Genomic DNA, 22,783 nt, shown 5'->3' on the forward strand with positions numbered 1-22,783 from the left:
GGCCTTTTTTCTGCGCTGCGTTTGTCGGGGCGTCACTTCTTCTTGGTCGCGGCTTTCTTCTTGGCGGGGGCGGCCTTCGGTTTGGCCTTCGACTTTGCCGGTGCTGCCTTCGCCGCCGGCGCCGCGTGGACGGGGCCTTCCACGCCGGCCCAGTCCACGTGCGGCAGGCCGAGCAGGTCGTCAAACACCATCGGCATGAGGCCGGCGGGGATCGGGGCGGCCGCGTTCCACATCGTCACCACGCCCGCGTGGTACTTGGGGAAGAAGCCGATCATGGTGCGGTAACCGGATACGGCACCTGCGTGGTAGACCAGGTCTTCGTTGGCATAGGTGAAGACGCGCCAGCCCAGCGCATAGTGCGCATCGGTGACGCGCGCGCGGCGCCACGGCTGTGAGTGTTCTTCACCGGGTGTCGGCACGCCTGGCGCGTGCAGCACATCGAGCGACGGCGTCGGCAGCACGTCGGGGCGGCCGCCCATCTGTGCCATGAGCCACTGTTCCATGTCGCGCAGGCTCGCGTTCACGCCGGCCGCGGGAGCGACGCGGTAGTAGGCGTCGTTCGGTTCGTAAGGAATCCAGTTATGCGGGCCACCGCGGTGCGGACGGGCCCAGCTCTTGCTGGATTCCAGGGCGTCGCGGCCGTAGCTGGCGGTATTCATGCCTAGCGGGCCGAAAATGCGGCGCTCCACCTGGCGGAAGAAATAATCACCGGTGGTGGCATAGATGACATCGCCGATCATGCTGAAAGCGACGTTCTGGTAGCCGTAGCAGGCGCCGACCTTGCACGACATGTCCACTTCGTCGAGCTTGCGGACGAGCTCTTCGTAGGGCGCATCGGCTTCGAGCATGGCGTCGTAGGTGTTGCGCGGCAAGCCCAGGCGCTGGCCCAGAATGTCGCGTACCGTCGCCTGCTCGCCGGCCTGGGCGTCCTTCAGCTTGAAGTACGGCAGGGTGTCGCTCAGCTTGGTATCCCAGCTGAGGAAGCCATCACGGACGAGCACGGCCGTGACACCGGTGGCGAACGCTTTGGAAAGGGACGCCAGGCGGAAGACGGTCTCCGGCGTCGCAGGCTCTTTCGTTTTTGCGTTGGCATAGCCAATCGCGCGCTCGTAGACCACCTTGTCGTCCACGATGATGGCCGTGACGATGGCGGGAGCGGCATCGCGCTCTTCGGCGGCATCGAGCCAGCGTTTGTAATCATCGACGGTTTGCTTGACGCGATCGGCGGGGATCTTGGCGGACGCCGGATCCACGTGCACCACCGGGGGCTTGGGCGGCGGGGCCGCGTAGGCGAGCGGGGTGGCAAGGGCGGCGGCAAGCGCGCAGGCGAGCAGGGAGGTGGGACGGAACGGCATGCGGATCTCGCGGCTTGGTGGATCGTACTGCAGGCAACCTTCCCGCATTGTCGTGTACTTCCCCCACATCCACAACGCGGATGTGAAGGCCATCACATCCGCAAGAACGGCACGAAAGCCGTGCTAGGCTTTGTCGCGCCTCCTCCGGAACCACCGGCCAACGTGAACGCACGCCGACCCGCCCCCGGCGAGGGCATGACCCTCGCGCTCTCGGTCATCGCTTTTTTCTTCGTGATGACCTCGTATTACCTGCTCCGGCCTGTTCGCGACCAGCTCGTGGGCGCCGCAGGGTCGTCGTCGCTACCGGGTTTCTACGCCATCGTGCTCGTGGTCATGTTGGTGCTTACACCCGTCTTCGGGTGGCTTGTGGCGCGCTTCCCGCGCAAGCGCGTGGTGGGTGTGAGCTATCTCTTCTTCATCGCCGGCCTGCTGGCGTTCGTCCCGGCATTCGCAGCGCAGGACCGGATCGGTGCCGTGGCGCTGGGCAGGGTCTTCTACGTCTGGGCCAGCGTGTTCAACCTGTTCGTGGTGTCGCTGTTCTGGAGCTACATGGCGGACATCTACCGGAGCGCGCAGGCGCGCCTCGTGTTTCCGTTTATCGCGTTCGGCGGGATGGGGGGCGCACTGCTCGGGCCGCTGATCACCCGGCTGCTGGTACAGCGCCTGGGCGTGCCGGCCATGCTGGTGATTTCCGCCACGGGCCTGCTGCTGGCGCTCGGTGCCTTGCTTGCGCTGTCGTCACGCCCGTCGGAAGCCGGGGCGGCGCCGGACGAGCCGGTCGGTGGTTCCATCCTCGAGGGCGCGAAGTCAGCCTTTGCCCAGCCGTTCCTTCGCTACATGGCCGTGCTCATGCTGCTCAGCGACGGCATTGGCACGCTGGCGTACGCGCTGGTGGCGGACTACGCCAAGGTGCATTTCATCGACAACGCGGCGCGTACCGCGTTCTATGCGGACCTGGATCTGTGGGTGAACGGCATTGGCGCGGTGCTGCAGCTAACCCTCACGCCGTTGATCCTGCGTGGCGCGGGCGTGGTCTGGGCCATGGTGCTGCCTAGCCTGGCGAACTTCATCCTGCTCGCCTTGCTGGCGTGGCTGGGCCCGGTGGATATCGGACTGGCCGGGCATGCCGTGCCGCTTATCGCGCTCGTGATGATCGGTACCCGCGGCATGACCTACGGCATGACCAAGCCCGCCTCCGATTCGCTCTACACACGCATGCCTCGAGAGGCGCGCTACAAGGGCAAGAACTTCATCGAGACGGCGGTGTGGCGCTTCGGCGACCTGGTGGTCACGACCTCGCTGACCGCCGCGCGTAGCGCGGGCGTGGGCATTGCCGCCATTGGCCTGGTATGCGCCGGCCTGGCGGCCGTAGCCACCGAAGTGGCACGGCGGGCGGCAACCTCGCCCGACCTGCTGCCGGAGAACCAGGACAACTAGCTCGTGATGTAAGCCTCGAGCTGGTTGATCGTCTCCTTCTGCTCGCTGATGGTGGCCTTGACCAGGTCGCCGATGGAGACGACGCCCACCACGCGGCCGCCGTCGATCACCGGCAGGTGGCGCAGGCGCCCATCCGTGCACAGGCGCATGCACTCGTCCACGGTGGCATCGGTCGCGACGGTGACGACACTGGCGGTCATGATGTCGGCGACGGGCGTGTCGCGCGATGAGCGGTCTTTCAGGATCACCTTTCGCGCGTAGTCACGCTCGGAGATGATGCCGACGAGTTCGCTCCCCTTCATGACGACGAGGGCGCCGACGTTTTTGTCGGCCATTTGCCGGATCGCATCGATGACGGGCGCATCGGGCGCCACGGCGAACACTTCCCTGCCTTTCGTTCCCAGGAGATGCTTGACCTGCTGCATGCTCGACTCCCCGGATGGGCGCGGCGCGGGTCGCCGCGATACCTGCAGTCTACGCCGGCCCGGGCCGATGGGGGTCATGCTTCGGTGAAGGACTGGCCGCGCCACGGCGGTCTTCCACGTAGTAAAGCGGACGCCGCTTCGTTTCCGCGTAGGTACGGCCCACGTATTCACCGATCACGCCCAGCGCGAGCAACTGCGCGCCGCCCAGGAACACAATAACGATCATCAGCGTCGGGAAACCGGGTACGGGATCGCCCCAGACCAGGGCTTTCAGGAACACCCACATCCCGTAGAGGAAGGAAACCACGGCGGCGCACAGGCCCAGCCATGTCGCCATGCGCAACGGCGCGGCCGAGAACGAGGTGATGCCCTCCACCGCCAGGTTGGTGAGCCGCCAGTAGTTCCACTTAGTCTCGCCGGCCAGGCGCGGGTCACGCTGATAGCGGAGCGAGACCTGGCGGTAGCCGATCCAGGCGAACAGCCCCTTCATGAAGCGCTGGCGTTCGCGCAGTTCGCGCAAGGCGTCCACCGCGCGACGCGAGAGCGCGCGGAAGTCACCGGTATCGCGGGGCATGGGGTTGTCCGAGAGACGCTCCATCACCCGGTAGAAGGCGGCCGAGGTGAATTTCTTGAGGCGCGTTTCACCGGCGCGGTCGGCACGGGTGGCGTAGACCACGTCATTGCCTTCGCGCAGGCGGGCGACGAGCTCAGGGATCAGTTCGGGCGGATCCTGGAGGTCGGCATCGATCACCACCACGGCGTCGGCGTCGACCGCGTCCAGGCCGGCGGTCATCGCGGCTTCCTTGCCGAAGTTGCGTGACAGGCGCAGTCCGGTGACGCGTGCATCGGCCTGCGACAGCCGGTCGATGATCGCCCACGTATCGTCCGCGCTGCCGTCGTCCACGTACAGGACGGAGGCGGACAGGGCCATGCTGTCGAACACCGCCGCAAGACGCGCATGAAAGCGTTCGAGCACATCGGTCTCGTTGTAGGCAGGGACGATGACGGCGAGCGAATACGGCATAGGGGTACTCATCGGGCGCGCCGGGCCTCGGGTGCCGGGCGGCTAAGGTACGACGGGCCACCCAGCTGGCCCATCTGTTGCGTGATCCATGCGGTCCGGCGCATGACGTAAGCACTTGGCGCATCGACGCGAAACCGGCGTGGGTTCGGCAGGACCGCAGCGAGCCGGGCTGCCTGGGCCGCGCTCAGGCGTGACGGTGGCACGTGGTAGAAGGTATCGCTTGCCGCGCCCACGCCGTACACGCCATCACCCAGCTCAACGGTGTTCATGTACACCTCGAGGATGCGGCGTTTGGGCCAGGTGGCCTCGATCAGCACGGTGAAGTAGGCCTCGAGGCCTTTGCGAATGAAACTGCGACCGTTCCACAGGAACAGGTTCTTGGCGGTCTGCTGGCTGATGGTGCTGGCACCGCGCAGGCGCTTGCCCTCATCGGCGGCGTCGATCGCATCCTGGATGGCATCGACGTCGAAGCCATGGTGGAACGGAAATTTCTGGTCCTCGCCCGCGACCATCGCGATGCCGACCTGTGGGGATATGTCGTCCCAGGCGACCCAGCGATGGCGTAGCGTGAAATCCTTCTCGCCGGAGAAGAGGGCTTCGATACGGCGCTCCATCATGAACGCGCTGGTCCACGGTGGAACGAAGCGAAGCACCAGTACGACCAGCCACGAGAGGGCCAGCCAGCCGACGGCCAGGATGGCGACGAGGCGGACGATGCGGCGGGGCAGCGAGCGGGGCGTCGAGGGCATGGCGGCGCGGTGGCGAAGGATGGCGCAGTATAAGGGGCAACGACGGCGGGCTTGTCGGTGATGTGCCATGCCCCCATGTTCCGTCGGATCATCAGGAGACCATCGTGACCGATTCCCTTGTCGAAACCCTCGTTTCCGACGACGTGCTGCACCGCTTCATGCTCGAAAAGGCGGGCGTGCGCGGCGTGCTCGTGCGCCTGGGCCACAGCTGGCAGGAGATCTCATCACGCGTTGAATACCCGGAAGCCCTGCGGAATACGCTGGGCGAGGCTGTGGCGGCCAGTGCGCTGCTCACGGGCAATATCAAGTTCGAGGGCTCGTTGTCGCTGGAGTTCAAGAGCCAGGGCGCCGTGCGCCTGCTGTTCGCCGAAACCACCGACAAGGGCCGCGTGCGCGGCCTGGCGCGCTTCAACGCGGAAGCCCTGCGCGATGCGAAGACCCTGGGCGACAAGGTCGATCTCGTCTCGCTCGATGAGGCGATGCTGGCGATCACCGTGGGCCACGCTGAAAAAGGGCGTTACCAGGGTGTGGTGACGCTGGACGACACGTCCTCGCTGCGTGACGCGCTGGAGGGCTACTTCGAACGCTCGGAGCAGTTGCCTGCCCGTATCCTGCTGGCTGCGGACGGTGAGCATGCCGTGGGCCTGATGCTCCAGCCCGTACCGGGCGAGGGTGGCCACAGCGCGGCGGATGCGGACGACGACGCGTGGGAGCGGGTGGGCCACCTCACGGCGACCCTGGGTGCGCAGGAGATGCTCTCGACGCGTCCGGAAGAGCTGATGTACCGCCTGTTCCACGAAGAAGGCGTGCTCGTGTACGACCCGAGGCCGCTGGCGTTCGGCTGCACCTGCTCGCGCGAGCGCGTGGAAGGCATGCTGCGTGCGCTGGGCCGCGAGGAAGTCGAGGCCGCCCTGAAGGATCGCGACGGCGAAATCGAAGTGATCTGCGAGTTCTGCGCCACGCGCTACGCGTTCGACCGCGTCGATGCGGAGCAACTGCTCGCTGGCCCGGATACACCGCCGGCGCCGCAGACCCTGCAATAACGGCCGCCGTGGCGGCGTGATCGCGCTTGCGCGCGATCCCCGCTAGGCGTCCAACGAGAGCGGCGAGCCCAGCCACTTGCTCGCCGGCGCCGGCTGGGCGAACAGGAAGCCCTGCCCAAACCGGCAGCCGATGCGGCGCAGGGCGCGCATCTGCGATTCCGTCTCGATGCCTTCCGCGATCACCTGCATCCGCAGCGAGTTGGCCAGTGCCTGGATGGCGCGGACGACGGCCGTGCTGTGACCCTCGCTTTCCTCGGCGGGCAGCTCGATCACGAACGAGCGATCGATCTTGAGCGTCTCGATCGGGTATTGGTGCAGGTAGCTCAGCGACGAATAGCCCGTGCCGAAATCGTCGAGCGCGACGCCGACACCATGGTGGCGCAGGTTTTCCAGGATCCGCTTCACCTGGGCCGGGTTCTCGAGCAGGGCGCGTTCGGTGACCTCGACGCGGATGCAGCGTGCCGGCACCTGATGCTCGGCGAAAAGATCGAGCAGGCGCTGGTCGAGGTTTGGCGAGCGGAAATGGCTACCGCTCACGTTGATGCTGATGAAGCCTTCGTCGCGCGTGAGCGCCCGTGCCTGGCGGGCGACCTGCTCGAAGATCTGCCAGTCGATGGCTTCGGCGCAGCCGGTGTCTTCGGCCACGGCCAGGAACTCTGCAGGCGGTAGCAGGCCGCGTTCCGGGTGGCGCCAGCGCAGCAGCGCCTCGTAGCCCACCACGCGGTTTTCTTCCAGGTCCACGATGGGCTGGAAGAACGGTACGAACTCATTGCGGGCGATCGCCCGGCGCAGGTCACCCTCGAGCTCGAGCAACAGCAACGCCTCGCGGCGCAGGCGGTCATCGAACACGGCGGCGCGATGGCGACCTTCAGCCTTCGCGCGGTACATGGCCGAATCCGCATCGCGCAGCAGCTCTTCCGGCCGGGTGTAATCCGGGGTGGGCAATGCGATGCCGATCGACGCCGAGGTGAAGATTTCCTTCGCACCCAGGCGGAACGGGGTCTGCAGCTGCGCGATGATGCGCTCGGCGATATGCGTGGCGGCCGCCGGATCGGTAATACCTTCCACCAGCACGGCGAACTCATCACCGCCCAGGCGTGCGACCACGTCGCGCGTCTTGAGGCAGGCGCGCACACGGCCACCCACCTGGAAAAGCAGATCGTCGCCAACGAGGTGGCCAACCGAATCGTTGATCACCTTGAAGCGGTCGAGGTCGATGAACAGGACGGCGAAAAGATCCGTCGGGGTTTCGCGGTAGTGGTTCAGCGCCTGCTCGAGCCGCTGCAGGAGCAGCGTGCGGTTGGGCAGGCCGGTGAGCGAATCGTGCAGGGTTTCGTACTTGAGGCGGCGCTCGACGCGCTCGCGCTCGGCGATCTGCTCGCGCAGGTCGCGGTTCGCCAGGGCCAGCGCGCGGGTGCGCTCGGTGACGCGGCGTTCGAGGCTGGCGTAGGCCTGCTTCAGCGATTCGGTCGTGTACTTGCGCTGCAGGGCGTTCGCGATGTGGTAGCTCACGAACGTGAGCAGCTCCTGGTCGCGTGCGCTGTAGGTGTGCTCGGGCGTGTAGCTCTGCACGGCGAGCACGCCCATCGATTTCTCGTTCCAGATGAGCGGCACGCCCAGCCAGTGCAGTGAACGCGCGCCGCTGGCCTGGAGCACCTGCTCACGATTGAGGCGATCGATCTCCTCCCGATCCGCCAGTAGCGCCTTGCCATTGCGCAGCACGTATTCCGTGAGGCCCCGGCCCAGTTCGCGCGGTTCGCGCACACCATCGAGTTCATCGACGGAATACGGGAAGGTCAGCTTGTTCTGGTCTTCGGAGAGCAGGGCGATGTAGAAGTTGCGCGCATAGAGCAGGCCACCGATGACGCGATGCACGGCGGCGTAGAAATTCTCGATGCTGTCCGAGGTATTGGCCAGCTCGGCGATGCGGAAAAGTGCGGCCTGGAGACGTTCGCCGCGCTGGCGCTGGAGCACCTGCTGGCGCAGCACGCGGTTGGCCTCGCGCAGGGCGGCCGTGCGCGTGGTGACGCGACGCTCCAGCTCTTCGTGGGCCTGGCGGCGCTCCAGTGCGGTCTGCACATGCTGCGCCACGTAGGTGAGCAGCTCGCGATCATTCTGCGTATAGCGGGTATCCGGGCGGTAGCTCTGTACCACCAGCGCCCCGACCACATCGTCACCGCGCTTCATCGGCACGCCGAGCCAGTCGTCGCTGGGCGGCCCGATCGGCACGCGGGGACCCGGCAGGTTCTTCTCCAGCTCGGTGCTGGCGCCCATCATCGATTTGCCGCTCTTCAGCACATGCCAGGTGAGCGTGTTCTCGATGGCCTCGATGGGGCGGATACCTTCAGGATCCGGGATATCCGGATCGACCGAATCGACGAAGTAGGGAAAGCGCACCGTGCGGTTCTGCGCGTCGTACAGCACGATGAAGAAATTTTCGGCGTACATGAGGCTGCCCACGATGCCGTGGAGGGCGCTCATCATGTCGTTCATGTTGTGCTCGGCGCCTGCCTGTTCGGCAATGGCGTAGAGCGCACGCTGGAGCCGCTCGGCCAGGGCCAGGCGCGAGATCGCTTCGTAAAGGTTCGCGGTTTCCGCCAGCTGACGCAGCCGGGCCGTGGCCAGGCGGCCGAGCCAGCCGATCATGTCGGCCCAGGGCGCGGCATCCTGCTCGGTGGTATGCAGTTCGAGGAAACGCTCGGTTTGCGGATCGCTCCCCAGCTCGACGGCCTGCGGGCCCTGCTCCAGCCCGGCGCCGGCGGCATCGCGCCAGGCGATACGGGCCTCCGGCAGCAGGCAGCGGGCAAACGCTTCGCATTCATTGCGCACGCTCTCGGCGTCCGCGGCCCGCAACAGGCGCTCCACGGCATCGTGCAAGGGCTCGATCTCGCCGTGACCGGGCGCCTGCAACGAGGGGCTTTGTGATGGAGCGATGGTCATCGCCTGCGTGGTTTCCGGTCGTGGTCGGTTGAGTCTATATGCGTTCAGGCCAAGGCGCGACGGGGCGCCGGGGCGCCAGTCTCACGGCGCCTGCGCCACCCCCGTGGCTTCTCCCCTTATCTGCATAAACGGCAGCCCAGCTTTTTTCTTAAGAGGCCCCTGATTGGGTGTTAGTAAAAAGTAAAATGGGGTATGCTGACGCCATCCCGCCATGGCTGGTGCGGGGGGAACGGGGAAAGCCAGCCACCCTTGTAGATACGGTTGATTACGGTCGCCATGCGTAAGTCCTTGCTCACCACGTTGCTGTTCATGCCGCTCGCCGCGGCAGGGCAGGTCGTGCCTGTGGGTTCGGATACCTCGCCGGCCCGCCTGTTGGCGGCGCCCGTGGAGGGCGATGCCGGCCAGAGCAACGTGCCGCTGTGGCGTTCGGATGACGGCCGCACGCTTTCCGCGACGACGGAAAGCCGCCCCGATACGACCAATCCGCTGGGCGTACGCCCCGTGCAGTCGGGCCCGTTCCTGTCCAGCGGCCTCCAGTACGATCTCGGCCCGCGCGTTTCCGCGCACGCCAACGTCAGCGGGCAGAGCTGGATCAATTCGTCGGAATCCTGTGGTACGCCGGCTGCCGCCGCGCGCAGCGGCGATCGCTGCAGCACGCCGGGTACGCCGCCGCGTATCGTCGGTAGCGAAGTCGGTGCCACGTACAGCGGTGCCGGCTACAGCGTCGGTATCGGCGTGGGTTCGTCGCGCCCCACGGGTGCGGGCGCCGCGCTTCCGCGCGTCGTGCCGGGCCTCACCACCGCGTCGGGCCTGCCGTTCAGTGCACTTTCCTCGAGCACCGAACTCAATGCCCACGGCCGCCTCGAACTGGGTACGCGCAGTGGCATCGATCTTGGCGCCAGCGTGGGCCGGGTCCGCCTGGTGCCAGGCAACCTGCTTGGCATGGGGGCCGTCGACCAGAAGTCGCTTAGCCTCGGTGTTGATCGTGGTCCGCTGTATGGCGCCATCACCGGCCGCACCATGCAGCCGGAAGCCGGTACGGTAAACGCCCTCAATGGCGACCGTCGCTGGAACGCCATCGACCTGGGTGTCACCTTCCGCCTGCCGTGGCGCGGTGAGCTGTCGGTCGGTGCGCAGAACGTGTGGTCCTCGGGTTCGGGTGAGCCCGCCGCCGGGCCCAACTTGCGTGAGCCCGATCAGTCACGTACGCCGTACGTGCAGTACCACCAGGATCTATAAAAAAAAGCCGCGAGATTCGCGGCTTTTTTTGGTGGCGATCCCCTCAGTTCCCGTTCCGCCGAACCTTCACATCCCCACTGAACGCCTCCAGGTGGATGTTGCCGGCACCGCTACCGATCGTCGTCTTCAGCTCTTTGCCCGGACCATCATCACCCTTGGTCGGGGTGCCGAAATCGCTGCGCAGGTCGCCGCTGAAGGTGGAGGCTTCCAGGCGCGCCGAGGTGTTGCCCGGCAGGCCGAGTTCCACATCGCCACTCATGGAATCCACCGTGAGTTTGCCGCCATCGCTGATGCCGCCGAGGATCTTGGTGTCGCCCGATACGGTGCTGAAGTTCGCATCCTTCCACGGACCGCCGCCGATCGTCATGCGGCCCGACACGGTCTGCGCCTCGATCTTGTCGCTGATCGACGGTGCGGTGATGTCGCCAGACACCGTCTGCAGATCGGCCTTGCCAGCCTTGCCGGCCAGGTCGATCGTGCCGCTGACCGTCTGCATGCTGACATCCGGTGAGCGCACGTTGGCGCGGATGCGCCCGCTTACGGAATCGACCGAGACCTTGCCGCCGTCGAGCCCGTCGATGCTGACGGGCGCGCTGACCACGTTGATGTCGATCTGCACGGAGCGCGGCACGCGCACGTTCAGGACGGTGGGCTGCATGCGGGTGTCATTGCCCCAGCTGCCGAACCAGCCGTTCTTGCCGCTGCCGGTTTCTACGCGGATATCGATGTTGCCGCCGTCGCCTTCCAGTTCGAGCGGTTTCGCGCCATCGCCGAGGGTGCCGGTGACCTGCACCTGGTTCTTGTCCCAGGCGGTGACCGTGACTTCACCCTTGGTGTTGTCGATGCTGATCTTTGCCGTGGGCCGGATATCTTTCGACAGGTTGATCGGTGTCGAGGCATACGCCTGACCGATCGACAGCGCCAGCAGCAGGGGAGTGAGGTAGAGCGTTTTCATGGGGATGGATCCTGGCGTTGGTCGCGGTTTTAGCCGGCCTGCTTATCGATGTTGCGCAGGCGATCGCGCTGGCGTTCGGTTTTCTGCAGCAGCCGCTGGAGTGCGGCGGACTGCGGGGAATCCTGCATGGCCTGGGTGAGCTCCATGCGAGCGGCATCCAGTTCCACCGCGGCACCCGTAAGGCGCGGATCGGCGGGCTTCCAGTTCGTGTGGGCCTCGGCGATGGCATCGCTGCCGCCGGGCGCCAGATGCAGGCCGATGCCGCCGCTGATGACGGCGACCGCCGCGATGGCGGCTGCCATCAGCCAGGGCTGTGCACGTCGGTGTCGCGACGGTGCCGTGGCCACCGGGGCTTCATCGAGCCGGGCTTCGATATCCGCCCATAGGTCGCGTCGGGGCGCGGCAGGGCGGTTGAGTGAGCGCATCTGGCGCAGGTAATCGAGTTCGTTCATGGCCTTTCTCCCAGCACGCGGCGGAGCAGGCCGCGCGCACGGTGTAACTGTGCTTTTGAGGAACCGACCGCCATCTCCAGTTCGATGGCGATCTCCTCGTGCTTCCAGCCTTCCACGTCATGCAGCACGAGGACGGCGCGGGCCCGCGGGGGTAAACCCGCAATGGCCTTTTCCAGTTCATCGCGCTCGATGGCGCGCAGCGGATGATCGGGGTCGGTGATGTCCGGCAGATGTTCGTCGTCGACGATGCTGACGGGATCGGCGTTGCGGGCGCGTATGGACATGAGCGCCACGTTGACCGCCAGCCGGTAAACCCAGGTGCCGAACGCGCTCTCGAAGCGGAAGCTGTCCAGCTTCTGCCAGGCGCGGATGAAGGCTTCCTGGGTGAGGTCTTCCGCGCGGGCGTGGTCGAAGGCGGCCAGGCGGAGCACGGCGCCGTACACGCGATCGGCGTGGCGGCGGTACAGGATTTCGAAGGCCTTGCGGTCGCCGGCCTTCGCCGCGCGCACAGTGTCGTCATCCGACGTCGTGGCGACGGGCAGCTCAGGCTGCATGAAGGAAGTGGCGGCGAGGCATAGGGCGTTCATCTTGCCAGCTTGGATGCCGCCACGGGTAAAACGGTTTAATCGGTCACGAGACCGCCATGTGACCGGGGCCCCTGTAGGAGCGCGCTAGCGCGCTCCTACAGGGGCAAGGGCGTCAGGCTACCCGTTCGCCGCGGCGCTCCACGGCGGCTTCCAGGGCCTCGCTGACCCGGGCCCGTTCGGCCTTCAGGCGCTCGGGCATGCGGGTGCCGAAACCGTCGAGGTAGGTGCCGATGGCATTCAGCTCCTCGACCCAGCCGTCGACATCCACATGGAGCAGCTCATCGACCACCGCGGGGCTGACGTCCAGTCCGTCGGTGTTGAGCTCGCCCTTGGCCGGCACGACGCCAATGGGTGTGGCCTTGCCCGTGGCGTGGCCTGCGACGCGCTGGATCATCCAGTCGAGTACGCGGAGGTTTTCGCCGTAGCCGGGCCACATGAAGCGGCCGTCGGCATCCTTGCGGAACCAGTTCACGTGGAAGATGCGGGGGAGCTTCGCACCGGGCTTGTCGAACGACAGCCAGTGGGCGAAGTAGTCCGCGAAGTTGTAGCCGCAGAACGGCTTCATCGCCATGGAGTCGCGGCGCAGTACGCCGACGGCCCCGGTCGCCGCGGCCGTCGTTTCGGAACCCATCGAAGCGCCGACCAGGACGCCATGCGCCCAGTCCTTCGCCTCGAAGACCAGCGGTACGAGCGAGGGCCGGCGGCCGCCGAACACGATGGCGGAGAGGGGAACGCCGCTAGCGTCTTCCGATTCCGGTGCCCAGCTGGGGCACTGCTTTGCGGAGACAGTGAAGCGCGAGTTCGGATGTGCGGCGGGGCCGTTGGCGGCATCGAACGGGCGACCCTGCCAGTCGGTCACCGGTTCGCCTTCACCCAGGCCTTGCCACCAGGGGCGGCCATCGGCCGTGATGGCCGTGTTGGTGAATATGGCATCGTGGCCGAGCGTGGCGAGTGCGGCCGGGTTGGTGCCCGCACCGGTGCCCGGCGCCACGCCGAAATAGCCGGCTTCCGGGTTGATCGCCCACAGGCGCCCATCGGCACCCGGGGTCATCCAGCAGATGTCGTCGCCGACCGTCCACACCTTCCAGCCGTCCTTCTTGTAACCGCCGGTGGGGATGAGCATGGCCAGGTTGGTCTTACCGCAGGCCGAGGGGAATGCGGCGGCGATGTAGTGTTTCTCGCCCTGCGGATTCTCGATGCCGACGATAAGCATGTGCTCGGCGAGCCAGCCTTCCTTGCGCGCCTGGTAGCTGGCGATGCGCAGCGCGTGGCACTTCTTGCCGAGCAGCGCATTGCCGCCGTAGCCCGAGCCGTACGACTTGATCGAGAGCTCTTCGGGGAAATGCATGATGAAGCGGCGTTCCGGATCGAGTTCGCCGGTGGAGTGCAGGCCCTTCACGAATACACCTTCGCGCTCGATGCGCGCCAGCGCCGCTGCGCCCATGCGGGTCATGATGCGCATGTTGGCGACGACGTACGGGCTGTCGGTGATCTCGACGCCGCAACGGGCGATCGGCGAATCGATCGGACCCATGCAGTAGGGGATCACGTACATGGTGCGCCCGCGCATGGCGCCTTCGAACAGGGCGTCCATCTTCGCGTGGCCGTCGGCCGGGGCCATCCAGTGGTTGTTCGGGCCGGCGTCGTCTTCCTCCGGCGTGCACACGAAGGTCAGGTGCTCCACGCGCGCCACATCCGACGGGTGCGAACGGTGCAGGTAGCTGCGTGGGTTGGTCTTCTCGTTGAGCGGGAGAAGATCACCGCTGGCGAGCATGGTTTCGACGAGGCGGGCGTACTCCGCATCGGAGCCATCGCACCACACGACGGAGGCGGGCTCCGTCAGGCGTGCGACATCATCAACCCATCGATTCAGTGCTTCCAGTGAACTGCCTTGCGAACCCATACCGGTGTGGTCTCCACGTAATTGCCTGTAGAGACAGTAGTTTGCGGTTCGTGGTATTTACAAGGCACGGCGCAGCAAATTTGCGGCGCCGTTCAGGTCATTCCGCGGGCTTGTCGGGCGTCAGCGTGCTGATCACGTGTTCCACGTAGGCATCGAACTCCTCGTGGGACAGGCGCGGCAGGCCCAGCGTGAAATTGAGCTGCAGGAAGCCGACGTACGCCGCATAGGTAAGGCGTGCACGGTGTAGGGCGGTGACGGGCTCCAGGCCTGCTTCCTCGTACATGCGGGTCAGGAATTCCATGCGCCGCTGCGAAACGCGGGCCATGACCGGCACGACCTGCGGATGGTCCAGCGCCTTCAGCAGGGCCGCATAGACACGGTGCGGCTGGAGCTCGTGGGCGACGCGGCGGAACAATTCCGGCAGGCGCTTGCGCGGATCGACAATGCGCTCGATCTCCGCCAGCACCTCGCGCTCCCCGAATTCCTCCCAGCGTTCCAGCGCGGCCTGGAGCAGGGCCTCGCGGGTGCGGAAGTGCCAGTAAAAGCTACCCTTGGTCACGCCGAGGCGGCGGGCGAGCGCTTCTACGGCCAGTGCACCCACGCCCTGCTCGGCGATCAAGGCCAGCGCGCCATCCTCCCAATCTTCAGCGGAGAGGCGGACTCGTTCGTTCTTGGCATCGTTCATCGCCGCATGGTAGCCGGTAGTGGCTTATTTGCAATCCATCCGCTCCCGTACGTGCTGCGTAAGACCTTGACTTTCCGTGCGTTACGTGACCGTACGGAGCCGTATTGACGCAGCCTCCTGACCCACACATACTCGCCCGTATGGTTGCAGAGCCCACTATCGCCCTTTCCTCGCCCCTCCGGCTAACCGCGCTGGACGGCCTGTTGCTGGCTGGTGAGCGCTGGGAAGGCGAGCGCCAGCCCGCGCTGGTGTTCGCCCACGGCTTCGGCCAGACCCGCCACGCCTGGGCGGGTAGCGCGCGGGCGCTCGCGGCGCAGGGCTTTTCGGCGGTTACGTTCGACGCCCGTGGCCACGGTGAAAGCGAGCGCGAGCCGCGCGGCGATTACCACATGGAGCAGTTCGTCACCGATCTCCTGACTGTCACCGAGGAGGCCACCCCTGATGGTGGCCCGCGTCCGGTCGTGGTCGGTGCTTCGATGGGCGGCCTGCTTTCGCTCGTCGCGGCGGGCGAAGCGGATGGCGAATGCCCGTTCTCGGCACTCGTGCTGGTGGATATCACGCCGCGATGGGAAACCCGCGGCGTGGAACGTATCCTCGGTTTCATGCGCGCCCACCCCGACGGTTTCGCCAGCTACGACGAGGCCGCCTCGGCGATCGGGGCGTACCTGCCGCAGCGCCGTGAGCGCAAGACCGAAGACCAGTTGAAGCCGCTACTGCGCCAGGGAGCCGACGGCCGCCTGCGCTGGCACTGGGACCCGGCCCTGCTCGATGGCCTGGTCGAAGAAAGCGAGCGCTACCAGCCCCGCCTGTTCGCCGCCGCCGCGCGCGTGCAGGTGCCGGTGCTGCTGCTTTCTGGCGCCCACAGCGATGTGGTCTCCAGCCACACCGTTGAAGAATTCCTCCGCCTGGTTCCCCATGCGCGCCACGTATCGCTCGCCGATGCCACGCACATGGTCGCCGGCGATGCGAACGACGCGTTCACACGCGAAATCGCAGCGTTCATGCAAACCCTTTAAGCAACACCCCTTAAGCACTACGACGACGTTACGAGGTGATACCCATGTCTGCGATCCTGGTTGTACTGGCGGCACTGATTGCCTCTGGTGCATGTGCCTACCACCGCACGTCCCTGAAGACGTGGGCCATCGCCACGGCGGCCACGACCCTGGTCGTCGGCTTCCTCGCCGGTGCGCCGGTCACCACCGTCATCCTCCTGGTGCTGCTGGCGCTCGTCGCCGTGCCGCTGCTCATGGTCGATTTCCGCCGCAAGAAGATCAGCGCGCCGCTGCTCTCCATGTTCGCGAAGGTCACGCCCAAGCTCTCGGAAACCGAGCAGACCGCGCTGGAAGCCGGCACCGTCGGGTTCGAAGGCGAGCTGTTCTCGGGCATGCCGAAGTGGTCGGAGCTGCTTAAGCAGCCGAAGCCGGAACTGTCGGTGGAAGAGCAGGCCTTCCTTGACGGCCCCGTCGAAGAACTCTGCGGCATGATCGACGACTGGCAGATCACCCACGAGCTGGCCGACCTGCCGCCGGAAGTGTGGGACTTCATCAAGAAGAACAAATTCTTCGGCATGATCATCCCGAAGAGCTACGGCGGCCTGGGCTTCTCCGCGCTGGCCCACTCGGCCGTGCTGCAGAAGCTCTCCAGCATGTCGCAGACGCTGGCTTCCACCGTGGCCGTGCCCAACTCGCTCGGCCCAGGCGAGCTGCTGATGCACTACGGCAGCGATGAGCAGAAGAACCACTACCTGCCGCGCCTGGCCGACGGCCGCGAAGTACCGTGCTTCGCCCTCACGGGTCCGTACGCTGGTTCGGATGCGACGTCGATTCCGGACTTCGGCATCGTCACCAAAGGCATGCACAACGGCGAAGAGACAGTGGGTATCCGCCTGACCTTCGACAAGCGCTACATCACGCTGGCTCCGGTCGCCACGATCGTCGGCCTCGCGTTCCGCATGTACGACCCGGACAAGCTGCTGGGCGACAAGGAAGACCTGGGCATCACGCTGGCGCTGCTGCCGCGCGAAACCCCGGGGATGGAAATCGGCCGCCGCCATTTCCCGCTCAACACGCCGTTCCAGAACGGCCCGATCCACGCCAAGGACATGTTCGTCCCGCTGTCCGTGCTGATCGGCGGCCCGCACATGGCTGGCCAGGGCTGGCGCATGCTGGTCGAGTGCCTCTCCGTGGGCCGCGCCATCTCGTTGCCGTCGAACGCCACCGGCGCGTCGCGCATGGCCGTCGCCGCCACCGGCGCCTACGCTCGTATGCGTAAGCAGTTCGGCCTGGCTATCGGCCGCTTTGAGGGTGTGGAAGAAGCGCTGGCCCGTATCGGCGGCCTGACCTACGCCACGCAGGCGCTGTCGCGTGCCACGGCGGCTGCGGTAGATCGCGGTGAGAAGCCGGCGGTGCCGTCGGCCATCGCCAAGTACCACGCTACCGAATGGTGCCGTCAGATCGCTTCCGATGCGATGGACGTGCACGGTGGCAAGGGCGTGATCCTCGGCCCGAAGAACTACATGGGTCGCGGCTGGCAGAGCGTGCCGATCGCGATCACGGTGGAAGGCGCGAACATCATGACGCGCAGCCTCATGATCTTCGGCCAGGGTGCGATCCGCTGCCATCCTTATGTGCTCAAGGAAATGCAGGCGCTGAACATCTCGGATTACCGTGAGCGCCTGAAGACCTTTGATAAGGCCCTGTTCGGCCACATCGGTTTCGGCTTCTCGAACGCGGTGCGCAGCTTCGTGCTCGGCCTGACCGCCGCGCGCATCGGTGATGCCCCGGGCGATGCGTACACCCGCCGTTACTACCGCAAGCTAAACCGCTACTCGGCGGCGCTGGCGCTGTGCGCGGACGTCTCGATGGGCGTGCTGGGTGGCAAGCTGAAGTTCAAGGAAAAGCTCTCGGCTCGCCTGGGCGATACCCTGTCGTTCCTCTATATCGCCAGCGCCATGCTGAAGCGTTATGAAGACACCGGTCGCCCGGAAGCGGATCGTCCGCTGCTGGCCTGGGCGTTCCACGAGTGCGTGTGGCGCATGCAGATGGCGCTCGATGGCGTCATTCGTAACTTCCCGGCCCGCCCGGTGGCGTGGTTGCTCCGCGCGCTGGTGTTCCCGTTCGGCCGCCGCGAAGTGCCGCCGTCCGATCGCCTGGGCCGCCGCGTCGCTGCGCTGATCACCGCGCCGAGCGAAGCGCGTGATCGCCTGACGACGTGGAGCTACCTGACCCCGACGGCGAACAACACCGTGGGCCGCATGAACGCGGTGCTGCCGGATGTGATCGCGGCTGAGCCGGTGGAGCGCAAGTTCCTCAAGGCGTTCAAGGGTGGCCAGCTCCACGCTCACACCTACAACGAGCAGCTGGCGGAGGCCGAGAAGCTCGGTGCTATCACCGCTGCCGAGCGCGAGCTGCTGCAGCGCGTGCGCGATGCCGTCGCCGAGTTCATCTCGGTGGATGACTTCGATAGCGATGAGCTGAAGGCGGGCGTTGCCGCCAAGGCGGAGAAGATGGAAGCGTCGCGCGCGGCTTGATGGCGTTCGATAGCTGAGTGACGGGAAGGGCCGGCTTAATCGCCGGCCCTTTTTTGTTTCCGGTGGATGTTTCGCCTGCCGAACGATGTCTTGGCCTCGCCCTCGCCGCACACAGATAGTGGCCTGTTCCGGCCGCCCCCACGTTTCGTAAGGATCGTGCGCGGCCGTTGTAGTCCATGGGTCACAGGCGTAATCTATGGGTTACGGTTGCGGAATGTACGCAATCAAACAATCCACGACGTTCAGGCGTTGGCACGCCAGAGTCCGGGACCCCTTCGCCATGCTGCGCATTGATGCGCGACTTCGTCGTATGGCGCTCGGTCACTTTGGTGACGTCAAGCATGTCGGTGGGGGTGTTCGAGAAGCGCGGATCGATTGCGGCCCCGGGTATCGCCTGTACTACATGCAGCGGCGCGGCGATTTGATCATTCTGCTATGTGGGGGCGACAAGTCGACCCAGCAGCAGGACATCCGCAAGGCGCATGACATCGCTAACTCATGGGGCGAGAGCTGATGAAAGAAAAATTTACGCGTTGGGATCCCGTCGATCATCTTCATACGGAGACCAATCAGGTTGCGTACCTAAATGCATGCCTGGAGGAAGACCCCGGTGACGGGAGCCTCGTCCGTGCTGCATTAGGTGATATCGCCCGAGCCCGTGGCATGAGTTCGGTGTCCCGGGCCGCCGGGATCTCTCGCGAGGGACTCTATCGAGCTTTGGCGACGGATGGGAATCCCGAATTCGCCACGGTAATGCGTGTGATGCGCGCGCTGGGTTTCCATCTTCGCGCGGCATGATTGGAAGTCACGTCGGTTGTGCCATGGCAGCGCGCCACGCGATGTCCGCAGCCGACAGCTAGTTCGCCCTGATCACGCCACAATGCGTAGCCCTTCATGCCATACCTGTCGGCTACCTTGCTGGAAATGTCGAAACCAGCGAACTCCATCCCCGAACGCCACCTGTCGCATGCCGCTGCGGCGTGCTCCTTTGCATCGCCCCTTCTTGCGTTGGCCTATGTAACGGCGCTTTTTCCTTATCCCTGGCGTGACAGTTTCTATCCCTTGCTGTTGTTCTTTTGTTTCGCGTGGTTTGTGTCGGCCTTCGTTACGCTGGTCGTTGGCTTGCCGTTTGCGCTTTGGTTGCGCCGTCGAAATGCGCTTCGCTGGGCACCGGTGTGTGGTTACGGTGCAGTTGCGGGGATGCTCGCTCTTTCGTGGACGGGTACCGCTTACGGGGCCATCTTCGGGCTTGCGAATGCGGCGATCTTTCTAGCTGTTTGCTCGGGCTATCGCACTGCGGAATCACCCTCGGAATCTCGGGCATCCATGCCCGCTTCCGACATGTGATTGACTTGAAGATGCTGGCGGTGTGTCTTGTAACGTGCTCCCCTTGCGTCATGCTTGCGGTCCGTCGATTCGATCGCTGAGGCGTGCAAGCCCTACGTCGTTGTCAGTCGACGCTGACATGTAGCGGCCGATGCGGCTTTCGGACTGTCGCGGGCTTCGGTGACTGAACTCGATTCCGTGTGCCTCGATCATTTCATGGCCGCGATGCGCGGCGTCGTAGGAATGAGTCGATGAAGCGGAGAGTTTTCAGAAGCAGCGTGTCTTCAATCCTTGCAGTCGCCAGCCTAACCATGGCTCAACTTGCTTTAGCCGACGGGGTGCCTCCGAAGACCCTTGCCATGATGACTCCTGTGGAGCGGCAAGCGATGTTGGATGTCATGCGGCAGGACATGGATGATTTGCTGGCCAATCATCGGATACTTGAGGATTACCCGTGGCCCATCGGTGCGACGCTGAAGCTGGACGTGGCTCGGGGCGAAATGGTCGTTGACTTCGATGGACGCGTGGAGCCATACAGCATGCCCGACGACACCGGAGTGTGTCATTACGTGCATAACACGCTGATCATGGTGCTCGAGAAACGAAATGTAACCGCCACCATGCGATGTCTGTTCGGAGGACGCGACGAGTTCTAGGCCGCGCCCGCGCACCCATCCTGCTTCGCCACAACCGCCAGCAACCGCTCTTCCACCTGATCCCGCGTATGTGCGCGGAACAGGTGCGGCGCGGCCCGGCGTAGCGCGGCGCAGTCGAGGGTGGTCAGCCGGTCGCGGACCTGCAGTAGCTGCCCAGGGTGCATCGAGAATTCTTCGAGGCCCATAGCGAGCAGCAGTGCGGTGAACTGGGTGTCGCCAGCGATTTCGCCGCAGAGGCTTACCGGCTTTTTCGCGCGGCGGGCCGAGCTGATCACGTGGGCGATCAGGCGCAGGAAGGCCGGCTGCAACGGGTCGTAGATGCCTTCCAGTGCGTCGTTGTTGCGGTCGGCGGCCAGCGTGTACTGGGCGAGATCGTTGGTGCCGATGGCGAGGAAGTCGGCTTTCTGCAGGATCGAGGTGACGCCGATGGCGGCGGCGGGGACTTCGATCATGGCGCCGATATCGAGGCGCTCGGGTAGTTCGTGGCCTTCGAGCGAGAGCTGCTCGCGGGCCTTCTTAATCAGGCGGCGGACTTCGGTGAGTTCGCCGAGGTGCGTGACCATGGGCACGAGCACGCGCACCGGCCCGTAGCACGCAGCGCGCAGGATGGCGCGCAGCTGCACCAGGAAAATATCGGGATAGCGCAGCGAAAGGCGGATGCCGCGCACGCCGAGCGCCGGGTTCTCTTCACCACGGATGGCGAGGCCGGCGGCGTCGGCCTTGTCGGCGCCGAGGTCGAGCGTGCGGATGGTGACGGGCAGGCCGCCCATGCCAAGAACGACGTCGCGGTAGGCCGCGAACTGTTCGTCTTCGCTCGGCAGCCCGCGCTGGCGCAGGAACAGGAATTCGGAACGGTAAAGGCCGACGCCGTCGGCACCGCGTGCGCGGGCCAGCGTGACATCGCCCGGCAGCTCGGCATTCGCGTACAGGCGCACGTGGGCGCCATCGCGGGTGAGGGTGCGGGCGGAGGCCAGCGCGGCAAGGCGGCGGCCTTCCGCGGCGGCCTGGCGCTGCCACTGGCGATAGCGGGCCAGGTCCTGCGCGGTCGGGTGGACGATGACCTCGCCGTGTTCGGCATCGATCAGGACGAGGTCGTCATCGTTGATGGTGGCGAGCGCATCCTTCGTGCCCACCAGCATCGGCAGGTTGAAGCTACGGGCCAGGATGGCGCTGTGCGAATAGATGCTGCCGGCGCTGGCGACGACGCCGAGCATGCCCTGCCCAGCGAGGCTGGCCATGTCGGCGGGCGCGACGGTGTCGCTGACGATGATCTCGCCCACGCGCGCGGCGAGCTTGCGCTCCTCGCGGCTGGATTGCTGGAAGAGGGCGGACATGACCCGGCCGATGACCTGGTCGATATCTTCGCCGCGGCTCTTCAGGTACGGGTCGTTCATGGCATCGAACACCGCCGCGAGCCGATCGCGCTGCATCTTGAGCGCGGCGCTGGCGGTGTAATGGCCGACGGAAATCAGTTCATCGAGGCCGCGCAGCAGCTCTTCGTCATCGAGCAGCAGGCTATGCGCATCGATGAAATCGCCTACTTCGCGGGCGAGCGCGCCGTGCAGCTTGCCGCGCAATTCGCGCAGCTCGGCGCGGGCGTTGTCCAGGGCCTTGTGCAGGCGGTCGAGCTCGGGAGCGATCTCGGCGTCCTCGAGCATGCGCATGTCAGCCGTATACAAGCTCGGCTGGACCAGACGCGCCCGGCCCAGGGCCATGCCCCGGGATGCGGCGTTGCCGGTCAGTTGATACCTCATGCGTACATCGCCCCCCTGGCGCCCATGCTGTTACTGCCCTTCGTCGAACTTGTTGTTGAAGAGGGCGATGACGGCGGCCAGCGCGGCCGCTTCATCATCGCCTTCGGCGCGCACCACCAGCTGGGTACCCATGCCTGCGGCTAGCATCATGACTCCCATGATGCTCTGCGCGTTCACTTCGCGACCCTTGCTGATCAGGTGCACGGTGGACTTGAAACTGCTCACCAGCTGGACGAGCTTGGCAGATGCGCGGGCGTGCAGCCCGAGCCGGTTCGATACCGTGATTTCCTGTTCAAGCATGATCGATGAAGATCCCTCCGCGGCCCCCGGTGGCGGCGACTTCCGCCAGTTCGGGCAGCGATTTTTCAGAGTAGTTGAGGACCCGCAGCAGCATCGGCAGGTTCAGCCCGGAGACGCAGCGGAGCTTTACGCCCAGCGCGCCCAGCGAGAGCCCGATATTGCAGGGGGTCGCGCCATAGAGGTCGGCCAGCACCAGCACGCCGTCACCGGTATCCAGCTCGCGCGCATGCTTCGCGGTCAGCGAACGCATGATGTCGGGATCGGCGCCGGGAGGTACCTCCACGGCATCGACCGTGAGCGGCAGCTTGGGCATGACATGACGCGCGGCGGAGACCAGTGCCTGGCCTACGGCTTCGTGCGTCATCAGGAGCACGCCAACGCTCATGACAGGTGCCTCGGATGGATGGGGGTAGCTAGGTTG

The 22,783-nt window shown here is 65.6% G+C and carries 22 protein-coding genes; 9 read left to right on the forward strand and 13 right to left on the reverse strand.

Going from position 1 to position 22,783, the window contains the following annotated elements; translation table 11 throughout:
* Nucleotides 1-32 precede the first annotated feature (32 nt).
* On the reverse strand, nucleotides 33-1,448 hold the full coding sequence (locus L2Y96_RS04975; RefSeq protein WP_247333227.1) for a serine hydrolase domain-containing protein: 1,416 nt from the start codon (nucleotides 1,446-1,448) through the stop codon (nucleotides 33-35).
* Nucleotides 1,449-1,517: 69 nt separating this feature from the next.
* Between L2Y96_RS04975 and L2Y96_RS04980 the strand changes: the two genes are divergently transcribed.
* Nucleotides 1,518-2,792, forward strand: coding sequence for an NTP/NDP exchange transporter (locus L2Y96_RS04980; RefSeq protein ID WP_343218437.1), 1,275 nt, complete (start codon nucleotides 1,518-1,520; stop codon nucleotides 2,790-2,792).
* On the opposite strand, the gene L2Y96_RS04985 is transcribed toward L2Y96_RS04980, so the two are convergent.
* From L2Y96_RS04985 to mtgA, 3 genes are read right to left on the reverse strand one after another with little or no spacing between them, the layout of a single operon-like run.
* Nucleotides 2,789-3,217 carry a CBS domain-containing protein gene (locus tag L2Y96_RS04985; protein ID WP_247333229.1) on the reverse strand — a complete coding sequence of 143 codons (429 nt, stop codon included), beginning with the start codon at nucleotides 3,215-3,217 and terminating at the stop codon, nucleotides 2,789-2,791. The two genes, L2Y96_RS04980 and L2Y96_RS04985, sit on opposite strands and share 4 nt — an antisense overlap.
* Before the next feature lie 49 nt (nucleotides 3,218-3,266).
* Complete coding sequence (locus L2Y96_RS04990) at nucleotides 3,267-4,253, reverse strand: glycosyltransferase family 2 protein (RefSeq protein ID WP_247333231.1); 987 nt, start codon at nucleotides 4,251-4,253, stop codon at nucleotides 3,267-3,269.
* Nucleotides 4,250-4,990 carry a monofunctional biosynthetic peptidoglycan transglycosylase gene (gene mtgA, locus L2Y96_RS04995; RefSeq protein WP_247333233.1) on the reverse strand — a complete coding sequence of 247 codons (741 nt, stop codon included), beginning with the start codon at nucleotides 4,988-4,990 and terminating at the stop codon, nucleotides 4,250-4,252. The genes L2Y96_RS04990 and mtgA overlap by 4 nt, the downstream gene beginning before the upstream one ends.
* A 158-nt stretch (nucleotides 4,991-5,148) precedes the next feature.
* Between mtgA and hslO the strand changes: the two genes are divergently transcribed.
* Complete coding sequence (hslO, locus tag L2Y96_RS05000; RefSeq protein ID WP_247336911.1) at nucleotides 5,149-6,033, forward strand: Hsp33 family molecular chaperone HslO; 885 nt, start codon at nucleotides 5,149-5,151, stop codon at nucleotides 6,031-6,033.
* A gap of 42 nt (nucleotides 6,034-6,075) precedes the next feature.
* Here the strand turns inward: hslO and L2Y96_RS05005 are convergent, their stop codons facing one another.
* A complete protein-coding gene (locus tag L2Y96_RS05005) occupies nucleotides 6,076-8,973 on the reverse strand; it encodes a bifunctional diguanylate cyclase/phosphodiesterase (RefSeq protein ID WP_247333235.1) in 2,898 nt (965 codons plus the stop codon).
* A 276-nt stretch (nucleotides 8,974-9,249) separates the two neighbouring features.
* Between L2Y96_RS05005 and L2Y96_RS05010 the strand changes: the two genes are divergently transcribed.
* Entirely contained in the window at nucleotides 9,250-10,212 is a 963-nt protein-coding gene (locus L2Y96_RS05010; RefSeq protein ID WP_247333236.1) for a hypothetical protein, read from the forward strand.
* Between the two features lie 43 nt (nucleotides 10,213-10,255).
* Here the strand turns inward: L2Y96_RS05010 and L2Y96_RS05015 are convergent, their stop codons facing one another.
* The 5 genes from L2Y96_RS05015 to L2Y96_RS05035 form a co-directional block, all read right to left on the reverse strand.
* Complete coding sequence (locus L2Y96_RS05015) at nucleotides 10,256-11,167, reverse strand: DUF4097 family beta strand repeat-containing protein (protein ID WP_247333239.1); 912 nt, start codon at nucleotides 11,165-11,167, stop codon at nucleotides 10,256-10,258.
* A gap of 29 nt (nucleotides 11,168-11,196) precedes the next feature.
* On the reverse strand, nucleotides 11,197-11,619 hold the full coding sequence (locus L2Y96_RS05020) for a hypothetical protein (RefSeq protein WP_247333240.1): 423 nt from the start codon (nucleotides 11,617-11,619) through the stop codon (nucleotides 11,197-11,199).
* A complete protein-coding gene (locus L2Y96_RS05025) occupies nucleotides 11,616-12,173 on the reverse strand; it encodes an RNA polymerase sigma factor (protein WP_247336914.1) in 558 nt (185 codons plus the stop codon). The genes L2Y96_RS05020 and L2Y96_RS05025 overlap by 4 nt, the downstream gene beginning before the upstream one ends.
* Nucleotides 12,174-12,318: 145 nt before the next feature.
* Nucleotides 12,319-14,109 carry a phosphoenolpyruvate carboxykinase (GTP) gene (locus L2Y96_RS05030; protein WP_247333242.1) on the reverse strand — a complete coding sequence of 597 codons (1,791 nt, stop codon included), beginning with the start codon at nucleotides 14,107-14,109 and terminating at the stop codon, nucleotides 12,319-12,321.
* 97 nt (nucleotides 14,110-14,206) lie between these two features.
* On the reverse strand, nucleotides 14,207-14,794 hold the full coding sequence (locus L2Y96_RS05035) for a TetR/AcrR family transcriptional regulator (RefSeq protein WP_247333244.1): 588 nt from the start codon (nucleotides 14,792-14,794) through the stop codon (nucleotides 14,207-14,209).
* A gap of 140 nt (nucleotides 14,795-14,934) precedes the next feature.
* Between L2Y96_RS05035 and L2Y96_RS05040 the strand changes: the two genes are divergently transcribed.
* From L2Y96_RS05040 to L2Y96_RS05065, 6 genes are all read left to right on the forward strand, one after another.
* Nucleotides 14,935-15,810: an alpha/beta hydrolase gene (locus L2Y96_RS05040; protein WP_247333246.1), complete on the forward strand. Its 876-nt coding sequence runs from the start codon at nucleotides 14,935-14,937 to the stop codon at nucleotides 15,808-15,810.
* A gap of 44 nt (nucleotides 15,811-15,854) precedes the next feature.
* Nucleotides 15,855-18,326, forward strand: coding sequence for an acyl-CoA dehydrogenase (locus L2Y96_RS05045; protein ID WP_247333248.1), 2,472 nt, complete (start codon nucleotides 15,855-15,857; stop codon nucleotides 18,324-18,326).
* Nucleotides 18,327-18,606: 280 nt separating this feature from the next.
* A complete protein-coding gene (locus L2Y96_RS05050; RefSeq protein WP_247333249.1) occupies nucleotides 18,607-18,840 on the forward strand; it encodes a type II toxin-antitoxin system RelE/ParE family toxin in 234 nt (77 codons plus the stop codon).
* A complete protein-coding gene (locus tag L2Y96_RS05055) occupies nucleotides 18,840-19,124 on the forward strand; it encodes an addiction module antidote protein (RefSeq protein WP_247333251.1) in 285 nt (94 codons plus the stop codon). Before L2Y96_RS05050 ends, L2Y96_RS05055 begins: the two co-directional genes overlap by 1 nt.
* A gap of 96 nt (nucleotides 19,125-19,220) precedes the next feature.
* Nucleotides 19,221-19,673 carry a hypothetical protein gene (locus tag L2Y96_RS05060; protein ID WP_247333253.1) on the forward strand — a complete coding sequence of 151 codons (453 nt, stop codon included), beginning with the start codon at nucleotides 19,221-19,223 and terminating at the stop codon, nucleotides 19,671-19,673.
* A 257-nt stretch (nucleotides 19,674-19,930) separates the two neighbouring features.
* A complete protein-coding gene (locus L2Y96_RS05065) occupies nucleotides 19,931-20,308 on the forward strand; it encodes a hypothetical protein (RefSeq protein WP_247333255.1) in 378 nt (125 codons plus the stop codon).
* Here L2Y96_RS05065 and ptsP read toward each other — a convergent pair.
* Genes ptsP through L2Y96_RS05080 form a run of 3 tightly spaced genes read right to left on the reverse strand, consistent with a single transcriptional unit; the run spans nucleotide 20,305 to nucleotide 22,747 of the window.
* A complete protein-coding gene (ptsP, locus tag L2Y96_RS05070; RefSeq protein ID WP_247333257.1) occupies nucleotides 20,305-22,062 on the reverse strand; it encodes a phosphoenolpyruvate--protein phosphotransferase in 1,758 nt (585 codons plus the stop codon). The two genes, L2Y96_RS05065 and ptsP, sit on opposite strands and share 4 nt — an antisense overlap.
* A gap of 30 nt (nucleotides 22,063-22,092) precedes the next feature.
* A complete protein-coding gene (locus L2Y96_RS05075) occupies nucleotides 22,093-22,362 on the reverse strand; it encodes an HPr family phosphocarrier protein (protein WP_247333258.1) in 270 nt (89 codons plus the stop codon).
* Entirely contained in the window at nucleotides 22,355-22,747 is a 393-nt protein-coding gene (locus L2Y96_RS05080) for a PTS sugar transporter subunit IIA (RefSeq protein ID WP_247333268.1), read from the reverse strand. The genes L2Y96_RS05075 and L2Y96_RS05080 overlap by 8 nt, the downstream gene beginning before the upstream one ends.
* Nucleotides 22,748-22,783: the final 36 nt, after the last annotated feature.

It is taken from the genome of Luteibacter aegosomaticola, assembly GCF_023078475.1.
GTDB lineage: Bacteria > Pseudomonadota > Gammaproteobacteria > Xanthomonadales > Rhodanobacteraceae > Luteibacter > Luteibacter aegosomaticola.